Origin of the sequence: Streptomyces sp. NPDC026206 (assembly GCF_040638465.1) — a bacterium.
In the GTDB taxonomy this organism is placed as follows: Bacteria; Actinomycetota; Actinomycetes; order Streptomycetales; family Streptomycetaceae; genus Streptomyces.
Window position 1 is genome coordinate 250,039 of the sequence record NZ_JBEZYL010000004.1, and the last position, 13,688, is coordinate 263,726.

A 13,688-nucleotide genomic window follows, 5' to 3' on the forward strand; every position below is an offset into this window, starting at 1 on the left:
GCTGCCCGCATGGCACCGGGACGCTTCGAGGGCTGTGCGGTACTGATCACGGGCGCGGGCCGCGGCATCGGCGCCGCCACGGCCCGCCGCCTCGCCTCCGAGGGCGCGCGGGTGCTCGTCACCGACCTGGACGGCGAGCGCGCGGCCGGGGCCGCGGCGGCGCTGCGGGCCGACGGCCTCGCCGCCGAGTCCCTGGCGTGCGACGTGGCCGACCGCGCGGCCGCCGAGGCCGCGGTGGCGTACGCGGCCGACCGCTTCGGCCGCCTCGACGTCCTGGTCAACAACGCCTTCTCCTGCCACCCCGACCCTCCCCTGGTGGAGGACCTCCCGGACGAGGAGTGGTCCCGCGACCTGGACATCACCCTGACCGGCGCCATGCGGTGCGTACGGGCGGCGATGCCCCACCTCGCGGCGGCACCGGACGGCCGGGGCGCCATCGTCAACATCGGCTCCGTCAACGCCGAACAGGACTTCGGCAACCACGCCTACAGCGCCGCCAAGGCCGCCCTCGCCGGCCTCACCCGCACCCTCGCCGGCCAGTGCGCCCCCCGCGGCGTCCGCGTCAACCTCGTCGCCCCGGGCACGGTCCGCACCCCGAACTGGGAGGGCCGGGAAGCCGCGTTGGAACGGGCGGCGGCCCACTACCCGCTGGGACGCGTGGGCCGCCCGGAGGACATCGCGGCAGCAGTGGCCTTCCTGGCCTCGGCGGACGCGGCGTGGATCACGGGCGTGACGCTGCCGGTGGACGGCGGGATCCTGGTGGGAAATGTGGGGCTGCGGGGGGCGTTGCGGGGGGACTAGGGGCCTCACGCCCCTACGTGCAGATGTCGTCGAGTGCCTCAATGGCTGAGACGATTAGAGATCGCGCGCTGGCACCGTAGAGAGCCATCCGTGAAAGTTCTCCGAACGCTTTTGCGTACAGGCCGATCTCGGTGGGTTGTCGGATTGTCGCCCTCGCCGAGAGCAACTCGACTGACACCAGGTCTTCGTCGTACACGTGGAACGTTTCCATGGGCCACACTCTTCGTGCGCCGGTTGCAAACGGGATCACGCCAAGGGAGACGGACGGCAGAGAGCCGACCGACAGAAGATGGCCGAGCTGTCCCGCCATTGTCGCCGCATCGCCGATCTGATAGCGGAGTACAGATTCCTCGATCACCAGGGCGAACCGGTGATCACCTTGCTGGAGAACTCGCGACCTGGCCAGTCGTGCCTTGACGGCGTCTTCCACATCGTCGGGAATGTGACGGAACTTTGTGATGGAGGAGAGCAGGGCGGTGGCATAGCCCTCGGTCTGGAGCAGGCCGGGAACAAGGTGTGACGCATAGACGCGGAAGAGCCGTGTCTCTTGGAACAGGGAAACGTAGGACTCTTGCAACCGGCGCAAGCCTGTCCGCTGTGTGCGTCGCCATTCCGTCCACATGGAGTGGGCGGTACGAGAAGCGGCGATGATGTCCGCCGCCTGATCAACGGCGTCGCACGCGGCACACCACCTGCGGACATCCGCGTCCGAGGGAGGCGTTCTGGCGTTCTCGATCCGGGAAGTCTTCGCCGGATGCCATCCTGCACGGAAGGCCAGCTCACGTCCGGTGAGCCCGGCATCCAGGCGGATCTCGCGGAGCCTCATGGCGACAGCTTCGCGTGCAGCCTGGGCGCTGGACGAAGGAGACTTGGTCATGAGCCGGCTGTTCCGTGGCTCTATACGTGAAACTCTTCGTGAGGGACGGCCCGGTCCCAGACCGCTTCGAATGCCGACGAGCAGAGTTTGACGACTGCCTCTTCCTCGCGCATTTCCCCGCCGATCGAAGAACCATCGCCCGTGAAGTGGTTGAACCTCACCAGCCGGTCGTCGAAAACCCAGAAGTCATTGCCTGGCAGGCAAAGGTCCGAGGCGTGTCGCCGGGACAGCCAGCGGACGGATTCGCCGGCCGCGATGTTGGTGAACGTGCCGCTGTGCTCGTACTGGATGTACTCGGTGACCGGCTCGGACACGATGCGGGCCCGCCTGATCACCACACCGCGGCTGACGGTCGCGGACACCAGATCGAGCCATGGGCGCCACCACGAAGCCCGGTCGGCGGGGTTGTGCCGGTGGCCTGCCCTCCAAGCGGTGAATCCTGACTTCTCGTAATCCACCGCGTAGACATCCCGTGTCTCCAGGTGTACTGCCGACCGCTCACAGCCGTGGAGCAGCTCCTCAAAGCTGGGCACGTTCTGCGACATCACACGCCCTCCTGATCATTGGCCCCATGCGGGCGGGCAGCCGGACCACTGTCTCGGTCGGCGGGATGGGACCGGTCGCCAGGCACCTGGACTGAAGTGCCTCGTCAGCCTTCCAGCCCTGGAAGACGAACTCCTGCTCGTCTTCGTCGAACCACACCGTGGGGCACTCGCCGTCACCCGTGTTCGGGTCGATTCCGATGAATCGTAGGGTCATGCCTGCCTCCCATGCCGAGTGGGTTGCGCTAGCTTGCACGACCCTCGCCCATAGGGGCCGACGTGGTCAAGAGGCCCTGAGTCGACGGAGATTGGAATGCAATCTCCTGCAACTTCATTGAGTGCGTCACCGCCTCCTCCGTACGGTCCGGTGCATGGCAATCACGCGTACGAAGGACACCGTCGACGCGGGTCGGGCAAAGGAAGAGCTGCAGACGGCATTGGCGGTAGCGGGCATCGTGCTGCCTTCGCTGAGCGTCGAGGTGGCTTCGCCGGACCTGGACCTCGTCCAATTGGGCCGTATTCGCAGCGACGTCGCTCTCAAGCTCGCTGAGTGCATCGGACGCGGGGTGCAGCGGTGAGCTCGCGTTCCGCCATGCCACCTTGCAGGGCCGTTCCGCGCTGCACCCAGTGCGACGGCATCAAAAGGGACCGGCGCGAGGCGGAGAAGCGGGGCGATTCCGTGGCAATGAGCGACGCGGCCACCCGCATGGGCGTCCACCAGCGGGAGGCGCACTCGTGAAGACGGCTATGGCGCAGGTGTCCCTGCCGGACACGTCCGGGTGGACCTCATCGGCCCACCGGGCGGGCGGCCGGGCCGAATGTGACCGTGACGGAACGACCGGCTCGCCCGTACAGCAGCACGGCGATACGTCAGGAGAGGGGCTCACGATGGATCTGGAATCGGTCACACGATCCGCGCAAGGCGGTGGCCACGGCAAGGACGACGGCGAGGCTGACGGCCTCCCCGGGCAGCCGTGGGCGCCGACGGACGAGCCGACGCCCGACGGTTCGACGCCCCCCGGTGATGGGACGCACCGCAAGTGACGGCCCGCACCGAGCAGGAGGGGAGGCCCAGCCGTGAGCGGCTGGGCCGTCTCCTTCTCGATGCGGGGGCGCTCTCGCCGGACTGGGCCCCGGCCTTCCATGCCGTGCCCCGCGCGGAATTCCTGCCCGACGTGATGTGGCCCCACGACATGGCCACCGGCCGGAACGTCAGTGTCGACAAAGCGAGGGACCCGGAAGCGTGGCGGATGCACGCGGAATCGGACGCTCCCATCGTCACGCAGTGGGACGACGGAGAGCACGACGGCACCGCACCGGGAAAGTCGTTCAGTTCGTCGTCGTCCATGCCGAGTCTCGTCTTCTCCATGCTCGCCGACCTGGACGTCCACGAGGGACAACGCGTACTGGAGATCGGCACGGGCACCGGCTGGAACGCGGCACTGCTCGCGCACCGGCTCGGCGCCCGGAACGTCGTCACAGTGGAGGTGGACGGCGCTGTCGCCGCGGCCGGGCGCGAGGCGCTGGAACGGTTCGGGCTGCCCGTGGAGGTGGTGCACGGCGACGGCTTCCACGGGTGCCCCGAACGGGCTATGTACGACCGCGTCATCGCGACGTGCGGTCTGCGGACCATTCCGTTCGCGTGGGTCGAGCAGACGACGCCGGGCGGCCTGATCCTCGTCCCCTGGGGGACGTACTACGGCCCGGCCGAGGCCACGGCCAGGCTGCGCGTCGCCGAGGACGGGCGGAACGCGACCGGCCCGTTCACACGTCCGGTCGCGTTCATGCGCATGCGCGCGCAGCGACTCGTGCGGGCCCGGCACGACGCGTACGTGACGCCGGGGGCGATGGACGATGCGGACACGTCGTCCACGACGATCAGCGAGGCCGAGTTCTGCGGCGCAGGCAGTTTCGATGCCGTCGAGTTCGCCCTGGGCCTGCGGATGCCCGGCGTCACGCACGTCGCCGACCGCAAACGGGACGGTCGGCGCCCGGTGTGGTTCTACGGCCTGACGGACAGGTCCTGGGCGGTCGTCGTCTTCCGCGACGACCGGGGGGAGGCCAAGGTCTACCAGTCCGGGCCCCGGCGCCTGTGGGACGAGGCGGAGTCCGCCTACCGCTGGTGGGCCGGAAACGGCAGACCGGGCGTTGAGCGCTTCGGCCTCACGGTCACGACGGACGGCCACACCGCGTGGCTGGACGACCCGGGCAACATCGTCACGTCGTAAGCGCGCCGCACCCGCCCGCGGCCATCCGGTCACGGGACCGGTCAGAGGGGCCAGGGAGTCGTCTGGACGATATACAGACGTTGCTGCCGCGCGACCGTCAGGTACTGGAACATTCCGCCCGAAAGGACTTCCTCCTGCAAGCCGGGCGACCGTCCCTGGTAGGCCGTGCCGTTGAGGTAGAGGGCCGCTGCGGCCCGGACCAGTTCGTCGGCGCGTTCTTCCACTCGCGCGATGAAGGCGAGGTTCGGCGTCTCGCCGATGACATGACGTGCGTCCGGGTCGTACTCCCAGGCCCAGTCACCCATCGGTGACCTTCGCGCGGGCAGCATCCATGATCTTCCGGATCTCGTCCATCGCGGCTCGCCATGCCGGATCTTCCCGGTCCAGGGACTGAGCGGCATGCTCGGCCGCGTGCAACCGACGGGCGATCCCGGGAAACCGCTCGACCTCGATCACAGTGGCCCACTTGAGCTGGAACATGGCGATCGGTCCGAAGCTGTTCGACTGCGTGGCCATAGTGAAGACCGTGTCCCGCTCGGTCGTCATCTCCGCGAGCCGGGACGGCGCGACCTGCGCGAGTGCGGCCCGCAGCGCGGGGAATGTCTTCTCCGGTCTCGGGATCAGTGCGCCACCGTCGTCAACCGGCTGAGTGGTCATGCGTCCTCCAAGGGGTGCCTGATCACCGTACGGCACCCAGGGCTGCCAGTGAGCGGGACGACTGCATTCGTTCGAGGCCTCCGATGGACAGGGCAGCGGCGGCGCAGTGGGGTTCATGTCGTTGCGGTCCCGGCGTGCAGCAGCTCGCGGATCGTCGCCATCCCGCGCTTCGTGGCGGCGATCGCGCCCGAGACGTCGTCGCAGCTGTAGGTGCCTGTCGCCGCGTCCACACGGCAGTCCCGGCAGGCCGTCTCGTCCGCGACCGGGCGGATCATGCGGCCGCAGCCGCCCGTGCAGGCTCGCAACGGTTGCGGCCGGGGCACCGGCCCCGGTGCCGGGTCCGGCATCTTGCGGACCAGGCGGTCGCGCGTGAGACCCGCCGGTGAGCGGACCGCGGGCGGGAGGTCCGAGGTCAGGGCGGCCCGGAGGTCGGCGAGGGTCGCACCGCGTACGAGCCATTCGGCTGTGAGCGGGGCCAGGGCGCGGATGTCCCTGGGCGCCAGGCGCAGCTTGCGTTCGCCCCGCGTCACCTCGGTCAGCGCCTGCGCGCCGCGCTCGGCGAGCGGGTGGGGAGGGTGGGGAGTGTTCTCCTCAGTCTTTTCCTGGGGACGGCCGACGGCCCGAGGAGCCGGTTCGCCGACGGTCGGTTCCTGAGCCGTCGGCTGGCCGCCGTCCCGTACGGCCCGCGCCTCCTCCGGGGTCAGCGGGACGTTCGACACCAGCTGCCTGGTCGTCCAGCGGCCCCCCTCGCCCTGGCGCCGCCACTCGTGGACGTACCCCTCAGCGAGCAGTTCCCGCTTCGCGCGGATGAACGCGGTCTTCTTGATCCCCGCCCGTTCCGCCGTCTCCGACAACGGCTGGCCGGATCCGTCGGGGAGCGACAGCTGCCATGTCAGCAGACGGACGGCCGCTGCCGACAGCCGGGGGTGACGGAGGATCTCGTTCGGCACCTGAGTGAAGAAACCGGCAGGGGCGATAGCATGCTTGAGCATCCCGGGGAGCTCCTACTCCTCGTGGGTGTAGACCCCTTCGCCGGTTGCCTCCGGCGTTGGGGTCGCTTCTTGCGCGCAACGTAGCGCACTCTCCACGCCCTTCACCGCCTCTCCCCAAAGCTTCTCCCGCACAGGGAGCGCGCGCCCCCGGAATGTGGGGCTGCGGGGACGGCGTTGCGGGGGGAGTGACGGGGCGAACCACTCGAAGGTGTGTCCGCGCTGCCCAAAGTCCCGCAGAAACCGCCCAGTTGGAGGGCGAGGGGGCTAGTGTTCTCGCCCTGACGTGCCAAGCACCTTGCTGACCCTCGGGTCGGCTCGCCCGCGTTCGGGACTCCATCCAGGGGCCTCGGGCGCGGGGGCCGGTGGTCGCCGTGTCCGAGGCTCCCTCGTGGAGTCTCGCAGTAGGCGGGCCTCCGACCTGAGGAAGGGTGCGCCATAGGAAGCCGAAGCCGCTGATCGACTGGAATCAGGGAAAGCGGTGGGCGAAGGCAGTCACCCCATGGGTGGAACTGTTCGTCGCCCTTGCCGCCCTCGCCCTGATCCTGACCGGCAAGGCGTGACCGGCGGGGCCTACACCCAATAGGCCCCGTACGGCCGCCCTCTTCGGTACGCCCGTCACGGATCGCCTATTTTCCCGGCGGTCTGTGGCGGGCTTTCTGTACAGCGATCCCAACGATAGCGCGGATGACGCCTGCGGGCAGCGTTCCGCGTCTTCCCTGCCGGTGAACGTCATGCCTTGGCCCCCGCCACCTCGCGGGCCCGCTCGGCCAGTGCCCGCACCGCGTGGGTCTTGGTGTACGGCCGGATGCGGCGCCGCATCGTGGCGAAGTGCTCGTCGCCGCGTGCGGTGGAAAGCTGCACGTAGTCGTCGAGGAACGTGTGCCACGTCGCGCACGCGGCCTCCAGATGCCCGAGCTCGAACTGGCGCTGCGCGAGAAGAGCGTTGGAGTGCAGACGGCCCTGGCGTTCCTGTCGCGGCTGGACCCTGAGGCATTCCCGCATCGCCCGGACCGACCCCTCCGGGTCCTTGAACTCGTAGAGCACGTGCGAGACGTGGAACTGGTACGCGCCGGCGTCGTAGCCGCCGCACACTCACCCCGCGCGCAGGACCGCCGCGACGACCGGGCCGGCCGAGTCGCCGCCGTGGCCGCCCTGCGGGACGACTGCGGCGGCGGCCACGTCGCCGCGGTAGGCGGTGAACCAGCCGTTGGGGCTGGTCTGGCCGTCGACCTCCGCCGAGCCGGTCTTGGCGCCGATCTCGCCGTCGAGCCCGGCCATCGCCCTGGCGCCCGTGCCGGAGACCGCGGTGAGCCGCATCATCGAGCGCAGGTCGCGGGCGGCCGCCGGGGACAGGGCGCGGGGCGCCCTGGCGAGCTCGCGGCCGTCGAGGGCGGGGTCGACGAGGTAGGGCTGGTGGAACGATCCGGTGCGTACGGTCGCGGCGACGGAGGCCATGTTGAGCGGGCTCATCTGCACCCGGCCCTGCCCGATCAGCGCGGCGGCCTTGCCGGCCCCGCTGTCGGCGGGCACCTTGCCGTCGGAGGTGGGGATGCCGGACTTCCACTCCAGGCCGAGGCCGAAGACGTCGCGCGCCTCGGCGGCGAGCGCGCCGTCGGGGACCTGGTCGGCGAGGGAGATGAAGGCGGTGTTGCAGGAGGCCGCGAAGTCCTGGGCGAAGGTGGCCCCCGGGTTCTCGCTCTGCTCCACGTTGTGGAACGTCATGCCGTACGTGGCGTTCTTCGGGCAGGGCAGCGGCTTGCCGGGAGATGCCTTGCCCTGTTCGAGCAGCATCGCGGCGGTGACGACCTTCATCGTGGAGCCGGGTGCGGTCTGGCCGGACAACGCCGGGTTGAACTCGGTCTTCTTGGCGTTGGCGATGGCCAGGATCTCGCCGGTGCTCGGCTTCACCGCCACCACGGAGGCGTCGCTGTGTCTGCTGACGGCGGCCTCGGCGGCGCGCTGCACGGCGGCGCTGAGGGTGGTGCGCAGCTTGCCGGGCTTGCCCTTCGAGACGACGTGCAGCGCCTTGGCCTGGCCCCCGGCGCCCGGGCTCGCGCCGCCCGCAGGCGCGCCTTCCAGCCGTACTTCCACGCTCGGCTCGCCACCCGCCTTCTCCCCGAACCGCTTGCGCAGCTCGGGCAGTACGGACGCGAGCGACGGGTGGTCCGTGACGTTCAGCTCGGTGCCGTCCCGGTCGACGGCGGTGACCTGCGCCGGGGCCGAGTCGGTCCGCAGCGTCCGGCCCGCGGTGAGTTCGGGGTGGACGACCGTGGGCTGCCAGTCCACGAGCGGGCGGCCGCTGGTCCGGCCCCGGGCGACGGCGAGCGAGGAGTCGTACGTCCAGGTGGAGCGCTGCTTGCCGAGAACGACCTCCGCGGTGACGGAGAACGGCACCTTGGCGCCCGTGGCCGCCCCCTGCTTGAACTCCACCTTCTCGACGTGCGCGTTCTCGCGGTAGCCGGTCAGCGCGGCGGTGGCGGCCTCGGCGTTGTCGGTGAGCTCGGCCGCCTTGCGCATGTCGCCCGCCGCCCACGCGGCGAGGAAGTCCCGCGCGGTTTTCTCCGTCTCGCTCCCCGACGGCGGCCCGGTCTTGACGGGCGCCGCCTCGGTGCGCGTACCCGAACCGCCGTCCGCGACCGCGTCGACCAGGTTGTAGGCCCCCAACCCGGCCGCCCCCACTATCGCGGCGCCCACGACGCCTGTAGCGATCTTTGCGCCAGTGCGCATGTTTTCCTGCCCCCTCCTGGCTTTAATCACCTGATTAAAACCTCATCGGGCACTCTACGGGAGGGGAGTGACACATGAAGTGATGTCGGGCATGGCGTCAGGTTCCGGCCGCGGCACCGTCGTCCGCCGGCTGCGGCACCGCCGTCCGCCGTCCGCCGTCCGCCGTCCTGCCGTACGGGGGGTGCCCCCGACGGCGTCAGATCCAGGTGTCGAACCACATCCGGTTCCGCCAGGCGTCCATGGGAATCGGCTGGCCCGTGTAGATCGGGAAGAAGTAGATGAAGTTCCAGACGATGAACAGGAAGAGCGTGCCCGCCCCGACCGCGCCCACGACCCGCCGGCGCTCCGAGGACCCCGGCTGCCCCAGGACCGCCCCGAACAGCATGGCCACCGCCAGGCACAGGAATGGCACGAAGACGACCGAGTAGAAGATGAAGATCGTCCGCTCCTGCCACATGAACCACGGCAGGTAGCCGGCCGCGACCGCGCACAGCACGGCCCCGGCCCGCCAGTCGCGCCGCAGCGCCCACCGGTAGAGCAGGTACAGCAGCGCGAAGCACGCCGTCCACCACAGCATCGGCGTGCCCAGGGCGAGCACCTCGCGGGCGCACTTGTCGGCCGTGTCGATCGGGCAGCCGTCCTGGCCCGCCTTGGGGGACTCGTAGAAGTAGGACACCGGGCGGGACTGGACCAGCCAGCTCCAGGGGTTGGACTGGTAGGTGTGCGGCGAGGAGAGGGTCGTGTTGAACTGCCACACCTGCTGCTCGTAATGCCACAGGCTGCGCAGCGGGTTGAGGATCCCGGCGAGGAACCCGTCCGGGCTCCGGCCGCCCTCGGTCTCCGCGTAGTGCCGGTAGAAGCCGCTGTGCTGCCAGCCGGCGGTCCGGTCGTACGTACCGCTGTTCGCGAACCAGCCGGTCCACGAGGCGACGTACACGGCCACGGCCACCGGAACGGTCGAGGCGAACGCCCACGGCACATCGCGCCGCAGCGTGGACCGCCACGGGTGCCGGGCCCCGGCCAGCCGCCGAGAGCCGGCGTCCCACAGGACCATCAGCAGCCCGAACGCGGCCAGATACACGCCACCGTTCCACTTCGTCGCGAACGCCAGCCCGAGGAACACCCCGGCCGCGATCCGCCAGGGCCGCCACCCGAGCGGCGTCCGGTCGCCCGTGTCGGCGTCGGGGCGCGCGATCCCGTCCTCGTCCTTTGGCAACGCCGCCGCCAGCCGGGCCCGGGCCTTGTCCCGGTCCACGAGTACGCACCCGAAGGCGGCCAGTACGAAGAACATCAGTACCGAGTCGAGCAGCGACGTCCGGCTCATGACGAAGTGCAGCCCGTCGACGGCGAGCAGTGCTCCCGCCAGACACCCCAGGAACGTCGACCGGAACATCCGGCGCCCGATGCGGCACAGCATCAGCACCGACAGGGTGCCGAGCACGGCCACCATGAAGCGCCAGCCGAAGGGGTTCAGCCCGTACAGCCACTCGCCGAGGCCGATGACCCACTTGCCGACGGGCGGGTGCACGACGTACGAGGCGGCGTCGCCGATGCCGGTGTCCCCGGCGATGATCCGGTCGTTGGCCTCCTTGGGCCACTCGACCTCGTAGCCGTACTTCCACAGGGCCCAGGCGTCCTTGGCGTAGTACGTCTCGTCGAATATGACCGCCTTGGGGCTGCCCAGATGCCAGAACCGGATGACCCCGGCGAAGAGCGCGACCAGCAGCGGCCCGAGCCACGCCGTCGACCGCGCGAGCCGCTCCGCGGTGGCCGGGCCGGCCCCGGCCGCGACCCACAGCCGCGTCCCGGGCCCGGGGTACGGCGGTACGAGCCGCTCCCGCACGTCGGGTCGCGTCGTGGGGCCCACGTAGCCGAAGCGGCGGAGTCTGCGCTGCCACGGGAGCGGCTGCTCGTCTGCCGTCGGGCCCTGCTGGGCGTGCGTCGCGGTGTCACTGGTCACCGCGCCATCGTAGGGAACGACCCTGTGGGAGTTCCGGGGGCGGCGCGCGCTCCCTGTGCGGGAGAAGCTTTGGGGAGAGGCGGTGAAGGGCGCAGTCAGATCGAAGTCGGGCGGTTTCCCGGGACCGCCCGCCGGTTGCACGCGGCCGATCATGCCGTTCAGTCCCTCGACCGGGGAGATCCGGCATGCCGAGCCGCAATGGATGAGATCCTGGAGGTCATGGACGCCGCCCCGCGCAAAGGTCACCGATGGGTGACCGAGCCCGGGAGCACGGCCCGGACGTACGTCCTTCACGTGCCCGTCCCGTGCGGGATGTGCGGGTGACGAAGACAACGTCGCGTGGCCCGTGCAACGAGCGCTAGCGTCGGACTCCATGAGCATCCCGGTACACAGTCGGACTCCATGAGCACCCCGGTACACATACGCGGGCTCGTGGGCCCGGGCGCGCGCGGGCGCCGCGCATGACGCCGCTGGTCGCCGCCGCCGTCCTCATCGCCGCCGTCACCCACGCCAGTTGGAACGCCATCGCGCACGGCATCAAGGACCAGCTCATCGCCTTCACGCTGGTGGGTGGCGGGGGCGTGGTCTGCGGGGCAATGGTGCTGCCGTTCGTGGCGCAGCCCGCCGCGGGGGCGTGGCCGTACCTGGTCGCCTCGGCCGTGCTGCACATCGTCTACCAGGGCCTGCTCATGCGGTCGTTCACGCTCGGCGACTTCGGGCAGATGTACCCGATCGCGCGGGGCACCGCGCCGCTGGCCGTGACCGTCCTGGCGGCGGTGTTCGCCGGTGAGCTGCCCGGCGGATGGCAGCTGGCGGGTGTCGCGGTGGCCTCGGCGGGGCTGGTCGGGCTCGCGCTGTGGGGGATCCGGGGGTCGGGCGCGCGGCCGCAGTGGGCGGCGGTCGGCGCGGCCGTCGCGACGGGGCTGGCCATCGCCTCGTACACGGTCGTCGACGGCCTGGGGGTACGGGCTTCCGGCTCGCCGCTGGGTTACATCGGCTGGCTGATGGTCCTGGAGGGGCTCGTGATTCCCCTGTGGGCCCTGGCCGCCCGGCGCGGCCGCCTCCTCGGGCAGCTGCGCCCGTTCGCCGTGCGGGGGCTTCTCGGCGGGCTGCTGTCGGTGTTCGCGTACGGGCTGGTGCTGTGGGCGCAGACGCGGGCGGCGCTCGCCCCGGTCGCGGCGCTGCGCGAGTCGTCCATCATCGTGGGCGCGGCGATCGGCGCGGTCTTGATGAAGGAGAGTTTCGGCGCGCCCCGGATCGCGGCGGCCGTGCTCATGGTGGCCGGCATCGGCCTGATGCTGCACGCGGGCTGAGCGTGCCCCGACGCGATCCTGACGCGCCCGCGGCGTCATTCTGACGCGCCCCCGACCGGGTGACGCTCGGACACCTCGGCCGCTGATTCCGGTATCCCTGGCGCTTCATCCTTTACGGAGCTAGACGGAGGGATACCGACACCGCATGCGCATCCGAGAGGCCATCGGCGCCGCCGTCACCGCGATCGCCACCGCCGCCCTGACCGTCACCGCCCCCGCGTCCGTCCCCGAAGCCGCCGCCGCGCCCCCGCCGCCACCCCGCAACAACATCACCATCGACCGCACCGTTCACATCGCCCCGGACGGGACCATCAGCATGACCGGCACCTACCGCTGCACCCTGCTGCGCGGAGTCCCGGCGGGCACCGTGTTCGTCGCCGGCAACCTCAGGCAAGGCGGCCGGGCCGACAGCATCGGCGGCAGCAGGGCGCTGTGCGACGGTGACGTGCACAAGTGGCGCAACTCCGCGCGCCCCGGCCGCGAGGAGTACCGGCCGGGGCCCGCGCGGGCCGACGGCACGCTGCTGCAGCTCAGGAAGGACAAGCACGGGATCCTCCTGCCGCACTTCCTCGCCGTCGCCTCGAAGCGGGACGTCACCCTCGTCGCCGGTCCCTAGCCGCCGTGCCCCGGCGGCCCCGCGCTGCGCCCCCCGCGCCCCGCCCCCGCGCTGCGGGCGCCGCGGCCCTGCGAGGATGGAGGCGTGACTGGAACGCTCGTACTCGCAGGAACCCCCATCGGCGACGTGGCCGACGCACCCCCACGGCTGGCCACCGAGCTCGGCGCCGCCGAGGTGATCGCCGCCGAGGACACCCGGCGGCTGCGCCGCCTGACGCAGGCGCTGGGGGTGCACACCACCGGCCGCGTGGTCTCGTACTTCGAGGGCAACGAGTCGGCCCGTACGCCCGAGCTGGTCGAGGCCCTGCTGGGCGGGGCGCGGGTGCTGCTCGTCACGGACGCCGGCATGCCGTCCGTGTCCGACCCCGGGTACCGGCTGGTCGCGGCCGCCGTCGAACAGGGCATCAAGGTCACGGCCGTGCCGGGGCCTTCGGCGGTGCTCACGGCGCTGGCGGTCTCGGGGCTGCCCGTGGACCGGTTCTGCTTCGAGGGCTTCCTGCCGCGCAAGCCGGGGGAGCGGCTCGGCAGGCTGCGGGAGGTGGCCGGCGAACGGCGCACCCTCGTCTACTTCGAGGCCCCGCACCGGCTCGACGACACGCTCGCCGCGATGGCCGAGGTGTTCGGCGCGGACCGCCGTGCCGCCGTGTGCCGGGAGCTGACCAAGACGTACGAGGAGGTCAAGCGCGGCCCGCTCAAGGAGCTGGCCGAGTGGGCCGCCGAGGGCGTGCGCGGCGAGATCACGATCGTCGTCGAGGGCGCCGCCGAGCGCGGCCCGCAGGAACTGGACCCGGCCGAGCTGGTCCGCCGCGTGCGGGTCCGGGAGGAGGCGGGGGAGCGCCGCAAGGAGGCGATCGCGGCCGTGGCTGCGGAAGCAGGCCTACCCAAGCGCGAGGTCTTCGATGCGGTCGTAGCGGCAAAAAATGCCGCACAGTCGGACTGATCGTAAGGTAAAGGGCTAACCTGAAAAGCAAAGCTT

General features: G+C 71.0%; 16 protein-coding genes and 1 pseudogene. 8 read left to right on the forward strand and 9 right to left on the reverse strand.

Annotated elements, in window-relative coordinates; all coding sequences use genetic code 11:
- Positions 1–9 precede the first annotated feature (9 nt).
- The gene (locus AB0F13_RS09575) at positions 10–801 is read left to right on the forward strand and encodes an SDR family oxidoreductase (RefSeq protein WP_362077791.1); all 792 of its coding nucleotides are present in this window, start codon (positions 10–12) and stop codon (positions 799–801) included.
- 13 nt (positions 802–814) lie between these two features.
- On the opposite strand, the gene AB0F13_RS09580 is transcribed toward AB0F13_RS09575, so the two are convergent.
- The 3 genes from AB0F13_RS09580 to AB0F13_RS09590 are packed head-to-tail and all read right to left on the reverse strand — an operon-like array spanning position 815 to position 2,437.
- Positions 815–1,678: a helix-turn-helix transcriptional regulator gene (locus AB0F13_RS09580; RefSeq protein WP_362077794.1), complete on the reverse strand. Its 864-nt coding sequence runs from the start codon at positions 1,676–1,678 to the stop codon at positions 815–817.
- A 20-nt stretch (positions 1,679–1,698) separates the two neighbouring features.
- Positions 1,699–2,223 carry a DUF6879 family protein gene (locus AB0F13_RS09585; RefSeq protein WP_362077797.1) on the reverse strand — a complete coding sequence of 175 codons (525 nt, stop codon included), beginning with the start codon at positions 2,221–2,223 and terminating at the stop codon, positions 1,699–1,701.
- Entirely contained in the window at positions 2,198–2,437 is a 240-nt protein-coding gene (locus tag AB0F13_RS09590; protein WP_362077800.1) for a hypothetical protein, read from the reverse strand. The genes AB0F13_RS09585 and AB0F13_RS09590 overlap by 26 nt, the downstream gene beginning before the upstream one ends.
- A gap of 154 nt (positions 2,438–2,591) precedes the next feature.
- Between AB0F13_RS09590 and AB0F13_RS09595 the strand changes: the two genes are divergently transcribed.
- The 3 genes from AB0F13_RS09595 to AB0F13_RS09605 all read left to right on the forward strand — a co-directional run bounded on the left by AB0F13_RS09595 (position 2,592) and on the right by AB0F13_RS09605 (position 4,448).
- The gene (locus tag AB0F13_RS09595; protein ID WP_362077803.1) at positions 2,592–2,798 is read left to right on the forward strand and encodes a hypothetical protein; all 207 of its coding nucleotides are present in this window, start codon (positions 2,592–2,594) and stop codon (positions 2,796–2,798) included.
- 310 nt (positions 2,799–3,108) lie between these two features.
- Complete coding sequence (locus tag AB0F13_RS09600; protein WP_362077806.1) at positions 3,109–3,264, forward strand: hypothetical protein; 156 nt, start codon at positions 3,109–3,111, stop codon at positions 3,262–3,264.
- Positions 3,261–4,448 (forward strand): methyltransferase domain-containing protein, encoded by a 1,188-nt coding sequence (locus AB0F13_RS09605; protein WP_362077809.1) that lies wholly within the window; start codon positions 3,261–3,263, stop codon positions 4,446–4,448. Before AB0F13_RS09600 ends, AB0F13_RS09605 begins: the two co-directional genes overlap by 4 nt.
- 41 nt (positions 4,449–4,489) lie before the next feature.
- Here the strand turns inward: AB0F13_RS09605 and AB0F13_RS09610 are convergent, their stop codons facing one another.
- From AB0F13_RS09610 to AB0F13_RS09620, 3 genes are all read right to left on the reverse strand, one after another.
- Positions 4,490–4,753 carry a hypothetical protein gene (locus tag AB0F13_RS09610; protein WP_362077812.1) on the reverse strand — a complete coding sequence of 88 codons (264 nt, stop codon included), beginning with the start codon at positions 4,751–4,753 and terminating at the stop codon, positions 4,490–4,492.
- On the reverse strand, positions 4,746–5,105 hold the full coding sequence (locus AB0F13_RS09615; RefSeq protein ID WP_362077815.1) for a hypothetical protein: 360 nt from the start codon (positions 5,103–5,105) through the stop codon (positions 4,746–4,748). The genes AB0F13_RS09610 and AB0F13_RS09615 overlap by 8 nt, the downstream gene beginning before the upstream one ends.
- 113 nt (positions 5,106–5,218) lie before the next feature.
- Entirely contained in the window at positions 5,219–6,097 is an 879-nt protein-coding gene (locus AB0F13_RS09620; RefSeq protein WP_362077818.1) for a hypothetical protein, read from the reverse strand.
- Positions 6,098–6,525: 428 nt separating this feature from the next.
- Here AB0F13_RS09620 and AB0F13_RS09625 point away from each other — a divergent pair, with 428 nt between their 5' ends.
- A complete protein-coding gene (locus tag AB0F13_RS09625; protein WP_362077821.1) occupies positions 6,526–6,657 on the forward strand; it encodes a hypothetical protein in 132 nt (43 codons plus the stop codon).
- A 169-nt stretch (positions 6,658–6,826) separates the two neighbouring features.
- Here the strand turns inward: AB0F13_RS09625 and AB0F13_RS09630 are convergent.
- The 3 genes and pseudogenes from AB0F13_RS09630 to AB0F13_RS09640 all read right to left on the reverse strand — a co-directional run.
- Positions 6,827–7,183, reverse strand: a pseudogene (locus tag AB0F13_RS09630) (hypothetical protein); the annotation flags it as partial.
- Positions 7,184–7,189: 6 nt separating this feature from the next.
- Positions 7,190–8,824 (reverse strand): penicillin-binding transpeptidase domain-containing protein, encoded by a 1,635-nt coding sequence (locus AB0F13_RS09635; protein WP_362077824.1) that lies wholly within the window; start codon positions 8,822–8,824, stop codon positions 7,190–7,192.
- A 196-nt stretch (positions 8,825–9,020) separates the two neighbouring features.
- Complete coding sequence (locus AB0F13_RS09640) at positions 9,021–10,784, reverse strand: phospholipid carrier-dependent glycosyltransferase (RefSeq protein ID WP_362077827.1); 1,764 nt, start codon at positions 10,782–10,784, stop codon at positions 9,021–9,023.
- 461 nt (positions 10,785–11,245) lie between these two features.
- Here AB0F13_RS09640 and AB0F13_RS09645 point away from each other — a divergent pair, with 461 nt between their 5' ends.
- The 3 genes from AB0F13_RS09645 to rsmI all read left to right on the forward strand — a co-directional run bounded on the left by AB0F13_RS09645 (position 11,246) and on the right by rsmI (position 13,652).
- Positions 11,246–12,097, forward strand: a complete 852-nt coding sequence (locus AB0F13_RS09645) for a DMT family transporter (RefSeq protein WP_362077830.1) — start codon at positions 11,246–11,248, stop codon at positions 12,095–12,097.
- A gap of 145 nt (positions 12,098–12,242) precedes the next feature.
- Entirely contained in the window at positions 12,243–12,713 is a 471-nt protein-coding gene (locus tag AB0F13_RS09650; RefSeq protein ID WP_362077832.1) for a DUF6299 family protein, read from the forward strand.
- A gap of 84 nt (positions 12,714–12,797) precedes the next feature.
- Positions 12,798–13,652 (forward strand): 16S rRNA (cytidine(1402)-2'-O)-methyltransferase, encoded by an 855-nt coding sequence (gene rsmI, locus AB0F13_RS09655; protein ID WP_362077835.1) that lies wholly within the window; start codon positions 12,798–12,800, stop codon positions 13,650–13,652.
- Positions 13,653–13,688 lie beyond the last annotated feature (36 nt).

Bases quoted from the DNA above. Each gene is read 5' to 3' on its own strand.
- AB0F13_RS09645 (WP_362077830.1), top strand. From the start codon at position 11,246: ATGACGCCGCTGGTCGCCGCCGCCGTCCTCATCGCCGCCGTCACCCAC.
- AB0F13_RS09650 (WP_362077832.1), top strand. From the start codon at position 12,243: ATGCGCATCCGAGAGGCCATCGGCGCCGCCGTCACCGCGATCGCCACC.
- AB0F13_RS09615 (WP_362077815.1), bottom strand. From the start codon at position 5,105: ATGACCACTCAGCCGGTTGACGACGGTGGCGCACTGATCCCGAGACCG.
- AB0F13_RS09580 (WP_362077794.1), bottom strand. From the start codon at position 1,678: ATGACCAAGTCTCCTTCGTCCAGCGCCCAGGCTGCACGCGAAGCTGTC.
- AB0F13_RS09600 (WP_362077806.1), top strand. From the start codon at position 3,109: ATGGATCTGGAATCGGTCACACGATCCGCGCAAGGCGGTGGCCACGGC.
- AB0F13_RS09585 (WP_362077797.1), bottom strand. From the start codon at position 2,223: ATGTCGCAGAACGTGCCCAGCTTTGAGGAGCTGCTCCACGGCTGTGAG.
- AB0F13_RS09620 (WP_362077818.1), bottom strand. From the start codon at position 6,097: ATGCTCAAGCATGCTATCGCCCCTGCCGGTTTCTTCACTCAGGTGCCG.
- AB0F13_RS09635 (WP_362077824.1), bottom strand. From the start codon at position 8,824: ATGCGCACTGGCGCAAAGATCGCTACAGGCGTCGTGGGCGCCGCGATA.
- AB0F13_RS09610 (WP_362077812.1), bottom strand. From the start codon at position 4,753: ATGGGTGACTGGGCCTGGGAGTACGACCCGGACGCACGTCATGTCATC.
- AB0F13_RS09575 (WP_362077791.1), top strand. From the start codon at position 10: ATGGCACCGGGACGCTTCGAGGGCTGTGCGGTACTGATCACGGGCGCG.
- AB0F13_RS09595 (WP_362077803.1), top strand. From the start codon at position 2,592: ATGGCAATCACGCGTACGAAGGACACCGTCGACGCGGGTCGGGCAAAG.
- AB0F13_RS09590 (WP_362077800.1), bottom strand. From the start codon at position 2,437: ATGACCCTACGATTCATCGGAATCGACCCGAACACGGGTGACGGCGAG.